The organism is Streptomyces sp. NPDC093111 (assembly GCF_040683955.1).
GTDB lineage: Bacteria > Actinomycetota > Actinomycetes > Streptomycetales > Streptomycetaceae > Streptomyces.
The window spans coordinates 40,020-53,212 of record NZ_JBFBNW010000014.1 but is presented as its reverse complement, the minus strand read 5'-3'; the positions used below and the strand labels follow the sequence as shown (position 1 = coordinate 53,212).

At 72.6% G+C, this 13,193-nt stretch carries 13 protein-coding genes; 10 read left to right on the top strand and 3 right to left on the bottom strand.

What is annotated here, in order from left to right; all coding sequences use genetic code 11:
- Positions 1 to 84: 84 nt before the first annotated feature.
- From argC to AB0Q96_RS24670, 5 genes are read left to right on the top strand one after another with little or no spacing between them, the layout of a single operon-like run.
- Positions 85 to 1,113, top strand: coding sequence for an N-acetyl-gamma-glutamyl-phosphate reductase (gene argC / locus AB0Q96_RS24690; protein WP_365328958.1), 1,029 nt, complete (start codon positions 85 to 87; stop codon positions 1,111 to 1,113).
- Positions 1,110 to 2,261 carry a bifunctional glutamate N-acetyltransferase/amino-acid acetyltransferase ArgJ gene (argJ, locus tag AB0Q96_RS24685; protein ID WP_365328956.1) on the top strand — a complete coding sequence of 384 codons (1,152 nt, stop codon included), beginning with the start codon at positions 1,110 to 1,112 and terminating at the stop codon, positions 2,259 to 2,261. The genes argC and argJ overlap by 4 nt, the downstream gene beginning before the upstream one ends.
- On the top strand, positions 2,258 to 3,250 hold the full coding sequence (gene argB / locus AB0Q96_RS24680) for an acetylglutamate kinase (protein WP_365328954.1): 993 nt from the start codon (positions 2,258 to 2,260) through the stop codon (positions 3,248 to 3,250). The genes argJ and argB overlap by 4 nt, the downstream gene beginning before the upstream one ends.
- Positions 3,247 to 4,452 carry an acetylornithine transaminase gene (locus AB0Q96_RS24675; protein WP_365328951.1) on the top strand — a complete coding sequence of 402 codons (1,206 nt, stop codon included), beginning with the start codon at positions 3,247 to 3,249 and terminating at the stop codon, positions 4,450 to 4,452. The genes argB and AB0Q96_RS24675 overlap by 4 nt, the downstream gene beginning before the upstream one ends.
- Before the next feature lie 7 nt (positions 4,453 to 4,459).
- Positions 4,460 to 4,996, top strand: a complete 537-nt coding sequence (locus tag AB0Q96_RS24670; protein WP_329419089.1) for an arginine repressor — start codon at positions 4,460 to 4,462, stop codon at positions 4,994 to 4,996.
- Between the two features lie 91 nt (positions 4,997 to 5,087).
- Here the strand turns inward: AB0Q96_RS24670 and AB0Q96_RS24665 are convergent, their stop codons facing one another.
- Positions 5,088 to 5,777, bottom strand: a complete 690-nt coding sequence (locus tag AB0Q96_RS24665) for a L,D-transpeptidase family protein (RefSeq protein ID WP_365328949.1) — start codon at positions 5,775 to 5,777, stop codon at positions 5,088 to 5,090.
- Positions 5,778 to 5,814: 37 nt separating this feature from the next.
- Positions 5,815 to 6,420 carry a pyridoxamine 5'-phosphate oxidase family protein gene (locus AB0Q96_RS24660; protein WP_365328947.1) on the bottom strand — a complete coding sequence of 202 codons (606 nt, stop codon included), beginning with the start codon at positions 6,418 to 6,420 and terminating at the stop codon, positions 5,815 to 5,817.
- Between the two features lie 173 nt (positions 6,421 to 6,593).
- Between AB0Q96_RS24660 and argH the strand changes: the two genes are divergently transcribed.
- The 3 genes from argH to AB0Q96_RS24645 all read left to right on the top strand — a co-directional run bounded on the left by argH (position 6,594) and on the right by AB0Q96_RS24645 (position 10,257).
- Positions 6,594 to 8,021 (top strand): argininosuccinate lyase, encoded by a 1,428-nt coding sequence (gene argH, locus AB0Q96_RS24655; protein ID WP_365328945.1) that lies wholly within the window; start codon positions 6,594 to 6,596, stop codon positions 8,019 to 8,021.
- 143 nt (positions 8,022 to 8,164) lie between these two features.
- A complete protein-coding gene (locus tag AB0Q96_RS24650; RefSeq protein ID WP_365328943.1) occupies positions 8,165 to 8,716 on the top strand; it encodes a helix-turn-helix domain-containing protein in 552 nt (183 codons plus the stop codon).
- Complete coding sequence (locus tag AB0Q96_RS24645; protein WP_365328941.1) at positions 8,713 to 10,257, top strand: MFS transporter; 1,545 nt, start codon at positions 8,713 to 8,715, stop codon at positions 10,255 to 10,257. The genes AB0Q96_RS24650 and AB0Q96_RS24645 overlap by 4 nt, the downstream gene beginning before the upstream one ends.
- Positions 10,258 to 10,414: 157 nt before the next feature.
- On the opposite strand, the gene AB0Q96_RS24640 is transcribed toward AB0Q96_RS24645, so the two are convergent.
- Positions 10,415 to 11,086 (bottom strand): lysophospholipid acyltransferase family protein, encoded by a 672-nt coding sequence (locus tag AB0Q96_RS24640; protein WP_365328939.1) that lies wholly within the window; start codon positions 11,084 to 11,086, stop codon positions 10,415 to 10,417.
- A 234-nt stretch (positions 11,087 to 11,320) separates the two neighbouring features.
- On the opposite strand from AB0Q96_RS24640, the gene AB0Q96_RS24635 reads away from it, so the two are divergent.
- Together AB0Q96_RS24635 and AB0Q96_RS24630 are read left to right on the top strand one after the other, a co-directional pair.
- Positions 11,321 to 12,532 carry a glycerophosphodiester phosphodiesterase gene (locus tag AB0Q96_RS24635; RefSeq protein WP_365328937.1) on the top strand — a complete coding sequence of 404 codons (1,212 nt, stop codon included), beginning with the start codon at positions 11,321 to 11,323 and terminating at the stop codon, positions 12,530 to 12,532.
- Positions 12,533 to 12,661: 129 nt separating this feature from the next.
- A complete protein-coding gene (locus AB0Q96_RS24630; protein ID WP_365328935.1) occupies positions 12,662 to 13,183 on the top strand; it encodes a sigma-70 family RNA polymerase sigma factor in 522 nt (173 codons plus the stop codon).
- Positions 13,184 to 13,193 lie beyond the last annotated feature (10 nt).

Below are 13,193 nucleotides of genomic sequence, written 5' to 3'. Positions count from 1 at the left end.
CCGGACCGCGCGGCCTCTCTTTTCCCAGCTTTGCATAAAACTGCGGCTGTGCGTATAGTCATGCCATCCATGAGGAGGGTTTCGATGACGGTACGAGCAGCGGTCGCCGGTGCGAGCGGATACGCGGGCGGAGAGCTCCTGCGTCTCCTGCTCGCGCACCCCGAGGTCGAGATCGGGGCCCTGACCGGCCACTCCAACGCGGGCCAGCGCCTCGGCGGCCTCCAGCCGCACCTGCTGCCGCTCGCCGACCGGGTGCTCGCCGAGACGACCGCCGAGGTCCTCGCCGGGCACGACGTGGTGTTCCTCGCCCTGCCGCACGGGCAGTCCGCCGCCGTCGCCGAGCAGCTCGGGCCGGACACCCTGGTGGTCGACATGGGCGCCGACTTCCGGCTCCGGGACCCGGCCGACTGGGAGACCTTCTACGGCTCCCCGCACGCCGGCACCTGGCCCTACGGCCTCCCCGAACTGCCGGGTGCCCGTGCCGCGCTGGAGGGGTCCAAGCGCATCGCGGTGCCCGGTTGCTACCCCACCGCCGTCTCGCTCGCCCTCTTCCCGGCGTACGCGAACGGGCTCGCCGAGCCCGAGGCCGTCGTCGTCGCCGCCTCCGGCACCTCCGGCGCAGGCAAGGCCGCCAAGCCGCACCTCCTCGGCTCCGAGGTCATGGGCAACATGTCCCCGTACGGCGTCGGCGGCGGCCACCGGCACACCCCCGAGATGATCCAGAACCTCAGCGGACCGGCGGGGGAGCGGGTCACCGTCTCCTTCACGCCCACCCTCGCGCCGATGCCCCGCGGCATCCTCGCCACCTGCTCGGCCACCGCCCGGGCCGGCGTCACCGGCGAGACCCTGCGCGCCGCCTACGAGAAGGCCTTCGCGGACGAGCCGTTCGTCCACCTGCTCCCCGAGGGGCAGTGGCCGGCCACGGCCTCCGTCTACGGTTCCAACGCCGTTCAGATCCAGGTCGCCCACGACCCGGCCGCGAACCGGATCATCGCCATCAGCGCCATCGACAACCTCACCAAGGGCACCGCCGGCGGTGCGGTGCAGAGCATGAACATCGCCCTCGGCCTCCCCGAGGAGACCGGACTTTCCACGATTGGAGTCGCTCCGTGAGCGTCACCGCAGCGCAGGGATTCACGGCCGCGGGCATCGCGGCCGGGATCAAGCAGAACGGCAACCCGGACCTGGCCCTCGTGGTCAACACCGGGCCCCGCCGCGCCGCCGCGGGAGTCTTCACCTCCAACCGCGTCAAGGCCGCCCCCGTCCTCTGGTCCCAGCAGGTCCTCGCCGACGGCGAACTGACCGCCGTCGTCCTCAACTCCGGCGGCGCCAACGCCTGCACCGGCCCCCAGGGCTTCCAGGACACCCACGCCACCGCCGAGAAGACCGCGGACGTCCTCGGCATCGGCGCCGGCGAGGTCGCCGTCGCCTCCACCGGACTCATCGGCGTCCTGCTCCCCATGGACAAGCTGCTGCCGGGCGTCGAGAAGGCCGCCGGCGAGCTCTCCGCGCACGGCGGCGAGAAGGCCGCCATCGCCATCAAGACCACCGACACCGTCCACAAGACGGCCGTCGCCACGAAGGAGGGGTGGACCGTCGGCGGCATGGCCAAGGGCGCGGGCATGCTCGCCCCCGGCCTCGCCACCATGCTCGTCGTCCTCACCACCGACGCCGACGTCGACGCCAAGGGCCTGGACGCCGCCCTGCGGCAGGCCACCCGGCTCACCTTCGACCGGGTCGACTCCGACGGCTGCATGTCCACCAACGACACCGTGCTGCTGCTCGCCTCCGGCGCCGCCGGCGTCACCCCCGCGCAGGACGCGTTCGCCGAGGCCGTACGGGAGGTCTGCGACGACCTCGCCCGCCAGCTGATCGGCGACGCCGAGGGCGCCAGCAAGGACATCCGCATCGAGGTGATCAACGCGGCCACCGAGGACGACGCCGTCGAGGTCGGCCGCTCCATCGCCCGCAACAACCTCCTCAAGTGCGCCATCCACGGCGAGGACCCCAACTGGGGCCGGGTGCTCTCCGCGATCGGCACCACCTCCGCCGCCTTCGAGCCCGACGAGCTCAACGTCGCCATCAACGGCGTCTGGGTCTGCCGCAACGGCTCCGTCGGCGAGGACCGCGAGCTCGTCGACATGCGCTACCGGGAGGTCGTCATCACCGCCGACCTCGCCGCCGGATCCGAGTCCGCCGTCATCTGGGCCAACGACCTCACCGCCGACTACGTCCACGAGAACAGCGCGTACTCGTCATGAGCGACTCCACGAACGAGTCCACCGCCGACTCCACGAACGACTCCGCCCGCGAGTCCACGAACGACGCCGCCAAAGAGTCCACGAACTCGGCCCGCAAGCACACCGCGCTGCCCAAGGCGCAGACCCTCATCGAGGCGCTGCCCTGGCTCACCCGCCACCACGGCAAGACCGTCGTCATCAAGTTCGGCGGCAACGCCATGATCGACGACGAGCTCAAGGCGGCCTTCGCCCAGGACGTCGTCTTCCTGCGCCACGCCGGCCTCAAGCCGGTCGTCGTGCACGGCGGCGGCCCGCAGATCAGCGCCGCCCTCGACCAGGCCGGACTCGTCAGCGAGTTCAAGGCCGGCCTGCGGGTCACCACCCCCGAGGCGATGGACGTCGTACGGATGGTGCTCGCCGGACAGGTCCAGCGCGAGCTCGTCGGGCTGCTCAACCAGCACGGCCCGCTCGCCGTCGGCCTCACCGGCGAGGACGCCCACACGATCACCGCCACCAAGCACCGGCCGCTGATCGAGGGCGAGCGGATCGACATCGGCCGGGTCGGCGAGATCACCGCCATCGACACCGGCGCCCTCCAGGCCCTCCTGGACGACGGCCGCATCCCGGTCGTCTCCTCCATCGCCCGCTCCCAGGACGACGCCCATGTCTACAACGTCAATGCTGATACGGCGGCTGCGGCACTCGCTGCTGCGCTGGGCGCCGAGACGCTGATGGTCCTGACCGACGTCGAGGGCCTCTACGAGGACTGGCCCCACAGCGACGAGGTCATCAGCCGGCTCACCGCCACCCAGCTGGAGAAGCTGCTGCCCGAGCTCTCCAGCGGGATGGTCCCCAAGATGGAGGGCTGTCTGCACGCCGTACGCAACGGGGTCACCACGGCCCGCGTGATCGACGGCCGGGTCCAGCACTCGATCCTGCTGGAGATCTTCACGGACGAGGGCATCGGCACGATGGTCGTGCCCGACGCGAGCACGGGGGAGACGTCATGACGCAGGCGAGCAACGCCGGACTGACCCAGCGGTGGCAGGACGCGCTGATGGACAACTACGGCACGCCCCGGCTGCCGCTCGTCCGCGGCGAGGGCGCCCGCGTCTGGGACGCCGACGGCACCGAGTACCTCGACTTCGTCGGCGGCATCGCCGTCAACGCCCTCGGCCACGCGCACCCGGCGGTCGTCGAGGCCGTGTCCCGGCAGATCGCCTCCCTCGGCCACGTCTCCAACCTGTTCGTCGCCGAGCCGCCGGTCGCCCTCGCCGAGCGGCTGCTCCAGCTCTTCGGCCGCCCCGGCAAGGTCTTCTTCTGCAACTCCGGGGCCGAGGCCAACGAAGGCGCCTTCAAGCTGGGCCGGCTCACCGGCCGCCCGCACATGGTCGCCACCGACGGCGGCTTCCACGGGCGCACCATGGGCTCCCTCGCCCTCACCGGCCAGCCCGGCAAGCAGACCCCGTTCCTGCCGCTGCCCGGCGACGTCACGCACGTGCCGTACGGGGACGTCGAGGCGCTGCGCGCGGCCGTCACCGAGGAGACGGCCTTCGTGATCATCGAGCCCGTCCAGGGCGAGAACGGCGTCGTCGTCCCGCCCGCCGGCTACCTCAGGGCCGCCCGCGAGATCACCCGCGCCACCGGCACCCTCCTCGTCCTCGACGAGGTCCAGACCGGCATCGGCCGCACCGGGACCTGGTTCGAGCACCAGGCCCACGACGGCGTCGACCCCGACATCGTCACCCTCGCCAAGGGCCTCGGCGGCGGCCTGCCCATCGGCGCGACCGTCGCCTTCGGGCCCGCCGCGGAGCTGTTCACGCCCGGCCACCACGGCACCACCTTCGGCGGGAACCCGGTCGCCTGCGCCGCCGGCCTCGCCGTCATCGACACCCTCGCCGCCGACTCGGCGCTCGACGAGGTCAAGCGGCTCGGCGAGAAGCTGAGGGACGGAATCGAGTCCCTGGGCCACCCGCTGGTCTCCCATGTCCGTGGTGCGGGCCTCCTGCTGGGTATCGTGCTCACCGAGCCCGTCGCGCCGCAGGTGCAACAGGCGGCTCAGGACGCCGGTCTCCTGGTGAACGCGCCCGCCCCCGATGTCGTACGGCTCATGCCGTCGCTCGTCATCGGCGATGCCGAGGTGGACACGTTCCTCCGGGCCCTGCCCGGCGTCCTGGACGTGGTGAACGGGGAAGGACGAACCGGAGAATGAGACGACGATGACCGACGCGCAGGAGAACGAGCACGGCGGGCCGTCCGTTCCGCAGACCCGCACCGCACGCCACCGCAGGATCGTCGACATCCTCAACCGGCAGCCGGTGCGGTCGCAGAGCCAGCTCGCCAAGCTCCTCGCGGACGACGGACTGAGCGTCACCCAGGCGACGCTCTCCCGAGACCTCGACGAGCTCGGCGCCGTGAAGATCCGCAACACCGGCGGCGAACTGATCTACGCCGTGCCCAGCGAGGGCGGCTTCCGCACCCCGCAGGCCCCCCTCGGCGAGTCCGCCAAGGAGGAGCGGATGCGCCGCCTCTCCGGCGAACTGCTGATCTCCGCGGAGGCCTCGGCCAACCTGGTGGTGCTCCGCACCCCGCCCGGCGCCGCCCAGTTCCTCGCCTCGGCCATCGACCAGGCCGAGCTCCACGCGATCCTCGGCACGATCGCGGGCGACGACACCCTGCTGCTCATCTCCCGCGACCCGGCCGGCGGACAGGCGCTCGCCGACCACCTGCTGCGCCTCGCGCAGAAGGACCGCTGAGCACCCGGCCGGTACAGGGGCAGTGCCGCCGGCACCGTCAGTACCGCCGGCACCGTCAGTACCGCCGGCACCGTCAGTACCGCCGGCACCGTCAGTACCGTGTGATCGCCGTCGGCCCGCCCCGCGTGCCGACGGCGATGTGCGGCCGGCGGGCCGGCTCGGCCCAGGCCAGCACCCGGCGCATCGCGTCCTCGGGGACCGAGACGCAGCCGGCCGTCGCCCCGCGCCCGTTCACGTGCAGGAAGATCCCGGCCCCGCGCCCGCGCACCGGCCGGTCGTAGTTGAAGCCGATGACCAGCGCGTACGCGTACTGCGTCCGGTACGCGACGAGGTGCTCGGCCTCGGTGGCCCGGCAGTCCCCGGGCAGTCCCTCCACCCAGCGGTTGTACGCGCGGGAGGCGTTGTCCTGGCACCACCAGGAGCGGTCCGTGACCCGGGCGTAGGGGTACGCCGTCCCGGCCGGCGCCCGCTCCACCCCGAAGGCGTACGGCAGCCGGTACAGGCCGGTCGGCGTCGTGTCCGTCCCCTGCCGCCGCCGCGCCCCCTCGGCGAGCCCCTTCGCGCCGAACCGCGCGGGCGCCGACCCCGCCCGCACCCAGCGCCCCCCGCGCCGGTCCCACCAGGTCAGCGTGCCGGTGGTGGCACGGGTCCCGGCCGCCTCGGCGGTGATCAGCTGCGTACCGCCCCCGGTGTCCGCCATCCGCTCGGGCAGCGGCGCCGGGACGGGCTGCGGGGCGGCCAGGACGGCGCCGAGCGCGCCGAGCGCGAGAAGGTGTCGCATGGCGCGACGCTAGGCGCCCGCCCCGGCCCCCGCCAGGCTAGCGAGCCGACCGGGGGAGCGGCGGCAGCGGGAGCTCCAGCGCCGGCAGCCCGTCGATGCTCGTCGCGATGTGCTCCTTGCCCTCGCAGTACGTGTTGAACTCCTCGTCCGTCTTGCGGTTGAAGTACTCCGCGTGGAGCTGCCGGTCCTCCTGGTACTCCATCCTCGGGACGGCGAACCCGCAGGAGTCGCTGACCCGCCGCGCGTGCACCAGGACGATGGCCCGCGCGCTGCCCTGTCCTTCGACGGCCTCGGCGGGGAAGCGCGCGAACAGCTCGCTCCAGCGCGGGTCGTCCCGGAAGACGACCTCGCCGTCCCCGTGCACCCGCACCACGGTCGGCGGCCCGGAGAAAGCCGTCCACATCAGCGTGATCCGCCCGTTGCCCGGCTCGCGCAGGTGCGCCAGGGTCTCGGCGGTGCTGCCGCCGAAGTCCACGTAGGCGAGGGTCAGTTCGTCGACGACGACGAGGGTGCCCTTGCGTCCCTTGGGGGAGAGGTTGACGTGGCCGTCGCCGGAGAGGGGCGCGGTGGCCGCGAAGAAGAGGGGCTGCGCCTCGATGAAGGCGCGCAGCCGCCCCTCGATGCGTTCATATGTTTTTCCCATGGCGCCCATCCTCCCCCTCCCCTCGTACCCGCATTGACAAATTCATACGGAGGTCTGCATAGTTATACCCATCGCTGAGTGAGTATCGATCGACTGGGGCAGAGGGGAACGTGACCTCGCCGGTTCCCGGCTCGTTCAGGGCTCGAAACCACCCTCCAGAGGAGCAATCAGCAGTGAGCAGCAACAACGGTGACGTCCGGCTCTGGGGCGGACGGTTCGCCGACGGTCCCGCCGAGGCCCTGGCGAAGCTGTCCGCGTCGGTCCACTTCGACTGGTGTCTCGCGCCGTACGACATCGCCGGCTCCCGCGCCCACGCCCGGGTGCTGCACAAGGCCGGGCTGCTGACCGAGGACGAGCTGACCCGCATGCTCGACGGTCTCGACCGGCTCGAAGCGGACGTCGCCGACGGCTCCTTCGTCGGCACGATCGCCGACGAGGACGTGCACACCGCCCTGGAGCGCGGCCTCCTGGAGCGCCTCGGCGCCGACCTCGGCGGCAAGCTGCGGGCCGGCCGGTCGCGGAACGACCAGGTCGCCACCCTCTTCCGGATGTACCTGCGGGACCACGCCCGGATCCTCGGCGGCCTGATCGCCGAGCTCCAGGACGCCCTGGTCGGCCTCGCCGAGGCGCACGCGGACGTCGCCATGCCGGGCCGTACCCACCTCCAGCACGCCCAGCCGGTGCTCTTCGCCCACCACGTCCTCGCCCACGTCCAGTCCCTCTCCCGGGACGCCGAGCGACTGCGCCAGTGGGACACCCGTACGGCCGTCTCCCCGTACGGCTCCGGCGCCCTGGCCGGCTCCTCGCTCGGGCTCGACCCGGAGGCGGTCGCCAAGGACCTCGGCTTCGAGCGGGGCTCGGCGGGCAACTCCATCGACGGCACGGCCTCGCGCGACTTCGTCGCGGAGTTCGCCTTCATCACGGCGATGATCGGGGTGAACCTCTCCCGTATCGCGGAGGAGATCATCATCTGGAACACGAAGGAGTTCTCCTTCGTGACCCTCCACGACGCCTTCTCCACCGGCTCGTCGATCATGCCGCAGAAGAAGAACCCGGACATCGCCGAGCTCGCCCGGGGCAAGTCCGGCCGCCTCATCGGCAACCTGACCGGCCTGATGGCCACCCTCAAGGCCCTCCCGCTCGCCTACAACCGCGACCTCCAGGAGGACAAGGAGCCGGTCTTCGACTCCTGTGACCAGCTGGAGGTCCTGCTCCCCGCCTTCACCGGCATGATGGCCACGCTCACCGTCCACCGGGAGCGCATGGAGGAGCTGGCCCCGGCCGGCTTCTCGCTCGCCACCGACATCGCCGAGTGGCTGGTCAGGCAGGGCGTGCCGTTCCGGGTGGCGCACGAGGTCGCCGGCGAATGCGTGAAGGTCGCCGAGGCGGAGGGCAAGGAGCTCGACGAGCTGACCGACGAGCAGTTCGCCAAGATCTCCGAGCACCTCACCCCCGAGGTCCGCACGGTCCTGAACGTCCCCGGCGCCCTCGCCTCCCGCGACGGCCGGGGCGGCACGGCCCCCTCGGCGGTCGCCGCCCAGCTGGTCGAGGTCAAGGCCGACCTGGTCATCCAGCACGCCTGGGCCGAGGCCAAGAAGTAGCGCGCACCCCGGCACCACCACGGCGCCGCCGCCCTCCGTACCCCGGAGGGCGGCGGCGCCGTCGTGCGTCCGGCGGAGGTCAAGAATGAGTCACCAACCTCCTGGATGAGACACTGACGTCTCATTCGGTGTATGGTCGTCTCATGTCAGTCGACCGCACCGAGGTGCTCCGCTCCGCCGCGGCCCTGCTCTCCCGCAAGGCGACCGCCACCATGGACGAGGTCGCGCGGGCCGCGGGCATCGGCCGGGCCACCCTGCACCGGCACTTCGCCGGGCGGGACGCGCTCGTCCGGGCGCTGGAGCAGCTGTGCATCGAGGAGGCGGAGGCCGCGCTCGACGGGGCCCGCCTCGACGAGGGACCGGCCGACGAGGCCGTACGCAGGCTGATCGGCGCGTCGGAGTCCGTCGCCCCGCTGCTCGCCTTCCTCTACACCGAGAACCAGCTCTTCGAGGACGGCCAGCAGAACGACGGCTGGACCCGCCTCGACGAGCGGCTCGCCGCCCTCTTCCGGCGCGGCCAGGAAGAGGGCGTCTTCCGGATCGACATGACCCCCGCCTGGCTCTGCGAGGCCTACTACGGGCTCATCGGCTCGGGTGCCTGGGCCGTCGCCGACGGGCGGGTCGCCGCCAAGGACTTTCAGTACATGATCGCCGAGCTGCTGCTCGGCGGAGCACGCAGGAGCGTGGAGAAGTGATCACCGACACCGTCAAGCACGAGAGCCATATCGAGGGCGTCCGCCGCCCCGGCCGGTGGCTCGCCCTCGCCGTGCTCGTCCTGGCCGTCCTGCTCGTGGCGGTCGACGCCACGGTGCTGGGCCTGGCCACCCCCTTCCTCTCCGAGGACCTGAAGCCCTCCGGCACCCAGCTCCTGTGGATCGGTGACGTCTACTCCTTCGTCATCGCCGGTCTGCTCGTCTCCATGGGCAGCCTCGGCGACCGCATCGGCCGCAAGAAGCTGCTGCTCACCGGAGCCGTGGCCTTCGGCGCCGTCTCCGTGCTGAACGCCTACGCGACCAGCCCCGAGATGATGATCCTGGCCCGCGCCCTGCTCGGTGTCGCCGGTGCGACCCTGATGCCGTCCACGCTCGCCCTGATCCGCAACCTGTTCCACGACCCGCGCGAGCGCAGCCTCGCCATCGGCATCTGGGGCGCCATGGCCTCGGCCGGTGCCGCGGTCGGCCCGGTCGTCGGCGGATTCCTGCTCGAACACTTCTGGTGGGGCTCGGTCTTCCTCATCAACCTGCCCGTCATGGCCGTCCTGGTCCTCGTCGGCGTCAAGCTGATCCCCGAGTCGAAGAACCCGAACCCGGGCCCCTGGGACGTCCCCAGCGTCGGCCTCTCCCTCATCGGCATGATCGGCGTCGTGTACGCCGTCAAGGAGCTCGCCGCCAACGGCGCCACCCTGGAGGTGGCCGCCGCCGCGGTCGTCGGCATCGGCGGCCTGGCCTGGTTCGTGCGCCGTCAGCTCACCCTGCCGGCCCCGCTCCTGGACATGCGCCTGTTCCGCAACCGCGGCTTCTCCGGCGCCGTCCTCGCCGACCTGCTGACCATCCTGGGCCTGTCCGGCCTGGTGTTCTTCCTGTCCCAGTTCTTCCAGCTGGTCCAGGGCCGCCAGCCGCTGGAGGCCGGCCTCGCCGAACTGCCGGCCGCCGTCGGCGCCGTGACGGCCGGTCTGGTCGCGGGCCACGTCGCCCGCCGGTTCTCGGTACGGTCCGTCGTCACCGGCGGTCTCGCCGCCATCGGTCTGGCCCTCGCGGCCCTGACCGCGATCGGCAAGACCACCGACTACCCGCTGCTCGGCGCGAGCCTGCTCGTCGTCGGCGTCGGCGCGGGCCTCGCCTTCACCGTCACCGCCGACGTGATCCTGTCCACGGTGCCGAAGGACCAGGCCGGTTCCGCGTCCGCCGTCTCCGAGACGGCGTACGAGCTGGGCGCGGCGCTCGGCATCGCGGTCCTCGGCTCCATCGTGACCGGCGTCTACCGGGGTTTCACCGCCCCGGCCGGCATCCCGGCCGACACGGCCGCCGCGGCCCACGACTCGCTCGGCGGCGCCGTCGAGGCATCCGCGAGCCTCGCCCCCGACCAGGCCGGCGCGCTGGTCTCGGCCGCGCAGGACGCCTTCGTCGACGGCCTGCGGATCGCGGCTGGCGTCGGCGCGGCGGTCCTCCTCGCGACCGCGGTCGCGGCCTGGTTCCTGCTGAAGGGCCAGAAGCTGGCGGACGGCGTCGAGCACTGACGCGCTGAGGGGCCGACGGGCCGACGGGCCGACGGGCTGAGGCGCCACGCCCAGCCCGTCACGCCCGGCACGACGCGTACGGCCGATACGGCGAAGGGCGCCCCCATCCCGGGGGCGCCCTTCGCCGTATCGGCCGTTCCGTTCGCTCGCTCCGCGCTTACGCGGCCTTCGCCTTGGTGGCGTACATGTCCACGTACTCCTGGCCGGAGAGCCGCATGACCTCCGCCATCACCGAGTCCGTCACCGCCCGCAGGACGTACCGGTCGCGGTCCATGCCGTCGTAGCGGGAGAACTCCATCGGCTCGCCGAAGCGGACCGTCACCCGGCCCGGCCGCGGGAAGCCCGCGCCGCCCGGCTGCAGCTTGTCGGTGCCGATCATCGCGAAGGGGACCACCGGGGCGCCGGTCATCAGGGTCAGCCGCGCGATGCCGGTACGGCCGCGGTACAGGCGCCCGTCGGGGGAGCGGGTGCCCTCGGGGTAGATGGAGAAGATCTTGCCCTCCTCCAGCACCCGACGGCCCGTCATCAGCGCCGCCACACCGCCGCGGCCACCGTCGCGGTCCACCGGGATCATGCCGACGCTGGTGAAGAACCAGGCCATCAGACGGCCCTTGACGCCCTTGCCCGTCACATACTCGTCCTTGCCGATGAAGAAGACCTGACGGTCCAGGCAGATCGGCATGATCATCGAGTCGATGAAGGTGAGGTGGTTGCCCGCGAGGATGACCGGGCCCGTACCCGGGATGTTCTCCGCGCCCTCGACGCGGGGGCGGAACATGAGGCGCAGGACCGGCCCAAGAGCTGCCTTCATGAGCGCGAGACGGGACAACGGTTCCTCCGGTGTCGGGCGGGGCGGGCGTGCGCGTCCCGGTGGAGCGGCACGTGCAGGTGTGGACGATACTCGCGGGTCACCCCCGGTCGCACATCGGGTTCACGGAGTGGATACGCGGTGTTGACGTGTGTTTCCGCCATGTTCCGCCGAGGTCTGCCGCCCGTAGGGCGGCACTGCCTAGCGTCGGGACATCAGTTGGCAGGTGCGGGACATCACACCGAAGGAGTGTTCATGACACAGGGTGAGAGCAGGACTCCGGCGCGGCGAGCCGTCCTCGGCGCGGCGGGCGCCGCCGTCCTGGGCGGCTCGGCCGTCCTCGGCGCCGGCACCGCGCAGGCGGTCCAGTCGGCCGTCGCCGCGGACGCCGCCGCGGACGCCGCCAAGGACCGGGGCCGGGGCCACGGGGGCGACGGCCGCGGCTACCGCTCCCTGCCCGTCCCCACCGTCATCGGGCACCGGGGCGCCAGCGGCTACCGCCCCGAGCACACCCTCGGCTCCTACCAGCACGCCCTCGACCTGGGCGCCCACGTCATCGAGCAGGACCTCGTCCCCACCAAGGACGGGCACCTGGTGTGCCGCCACGAGAACGACATCACCGGCACCACCGACGTCGCCGACCACCCCGAGTTCGCCTCGCGGAAGGCCACCAAGAGCGTCGACGGCGTGTCGATCACCGGCTGGTTCACCGAGGACTTCACCCTCGCCGAGCTCAAGACCCTGCGGGCCAAGGAGCGGATTCCCGCCACCCGCCAGGAGAACACCCTCTACGACGGGCGCTGGGACGTGCCCACCTTCGAGGAGGTGCTGCGCTGGGCCGAGCGCGAGGGCCGCCGCCGGGGCCGCGAGGTGTGGCTGCACGTCGAGACCAAGCACCCCACCTACTTCCGCTCCCTCGGCCTCGGCCTGGAAGAGCGCCTCGCCAAGCTGCTGCGCCGCTACGGCCGCCACCGCGCGAACGCGCCGGTCTTCCTCCAGTCCTTCGAGCCCGGCAGCATCCAGCGGCTCGCCCGGCTCGTGGACTGCCCGCGCGTGGTCCTGCTGTCGGCGGCGGGCACCCGCCCCTGGGACTTCGTCGTGTCCGGCGACCCGCGCACCGTCGCCGACCTGGTCAAGCCCGAGGGCCTGCGCTGGATCGCCTCGTACGCGCAGGGCATCGGACCGACGCTCGACCTGATCCTGCCCCGGGACGCGAACGGCCGGCTCGGCGCCGAGACCACCCTGGTCCGCGACGCCCACGCGGCGGGCCTGATCCTCCACCCGTACACCCAGCGCAACGAGAACACCTTCCTGCCGGCCGAATACCGGCGCGGCACCGACCCGACGGCGTACGGCGACGCGTTCGGCGCGCTGAAGCGGTACTTCGGGACCGGCATCGACGGCCTCTTCTCCGACAACGCGGACACGGCGCTGCTCGCGGCCGCGGAGTTCACGACGGGCCGCTGAGCCGGTCCGGGGCCGCCCAGGGCGCCCGAGGCGGGCCCCGGACCGGGCCCGAAGGCCCCCGTACCCCCGACCGGGTGTATTCCGCCGGGATCCGCAACCAGGTCGTGCCCGCCCCGCATCGTGGCGGGCATGACCTCCCCCGAAGCGCTGCTCGCCACCCTGACGCCCCTGCTCGCCGCCGAGTCCCGCGCGGAGGCCCCGGCCGCCGGGGTCGAGGCGGGGGACCTCGAACAGGCCGTCTGGCTGCGCCTCCTGGAGCGGCTCCGGGCGGACGGCGCGCCGGAGCACCCGGCCGACTGGCTGCGGCGCGCGGTGCGTGACGAGGCGCGCCGCGCCCGCCGGGCCTCGGCGCGGGAGCGGCCCTACCGGGAGGAGCCGGCGCAGCCCCCGCACGGGTCGCCCGAGAGCACCGTGCTGGTCTCCGAACGCGGCCGGACCGTGCGCGCCGCCGTCGGCCGCACCCCGGGCCACTGCCCCCGGCTGCTGACCGCGATGCTCCACCCCGCGGACCCCACCTACCGCGAAATCGCAGGAGCGTTGGGTATCTCACAGGGGAGTCTGGGCCCGATGCGTTCCCGTTGCCTGGGATGCCTGCGCAGAATGCTGGCTGCGGAGGTTCCCCTCCCCGGCGTACGGGGAAGGGTGCCGTAGACCGACGGCG

Coding starts and splice junctions, on each gene's coding strand:
- AB0Q96_RS24665 (WP_365328949.1), bottom strand. CDS start 5,777: ATGCGACACCTTCTCGCGCTCGGCGCGCTCGGCGCCGTCCTGGCCGCC.
- AB0Q96_RS24630 (WP_365328935.1), top strand. CDS start 12,662: ATGACCTCCCCCGAAGCGCTGCTCGCCACCCTGACGCCCCTGCTCGCC.
- argC (WP_365328958.1), top strand. CDS start 85: ATGACGGTACGAGCAGCGGTCGCCGGTGCGAGCGGATACGCGGGCGGA.
- AB0Q96_RS24635 (WP_365328937.1), top strand. CDS start 11,321: ATGACACAGGGTGAGAGCAGGACTCCGGCGCGGCGAGCCGTCCTCGGC.
- AB0Q96_RS24675 (WP_365328951.1), top strand. CDS start 3,247: ATGACGCAGGCGAGCAACGCCGGACTGACCCAGCGGTGGCAGGACGCG.
- AB0Q96_RS24670 (WP_329419089.1), top strand. CDS start 4,460: ATGACCGACGCGCAGGAGAACGAGCACGGCGGGCCGTCCGTTCCGCAG.
- argB (WP_365328954.1), top strand. CDS start 2,258: ATGAGCGACTCCACGAACGAGTCCACCGCCGACTCCACGAACGACTCC.
- AB0Q96_RS24660 (WP_365328947.1), bottom strand. CDS start 6,420: ATGGGAAAAACATATGAACGCATCGAGGGGCGGCTGCGCGCCTTCATC.
- AB0Q96_RS24650 (WP_365328943.1), top strand. CDS start 8,165: ATGTCAGTCGACCGCACCGAGGTGCTCCGCTCCGCCGCGGCCCTGCTC.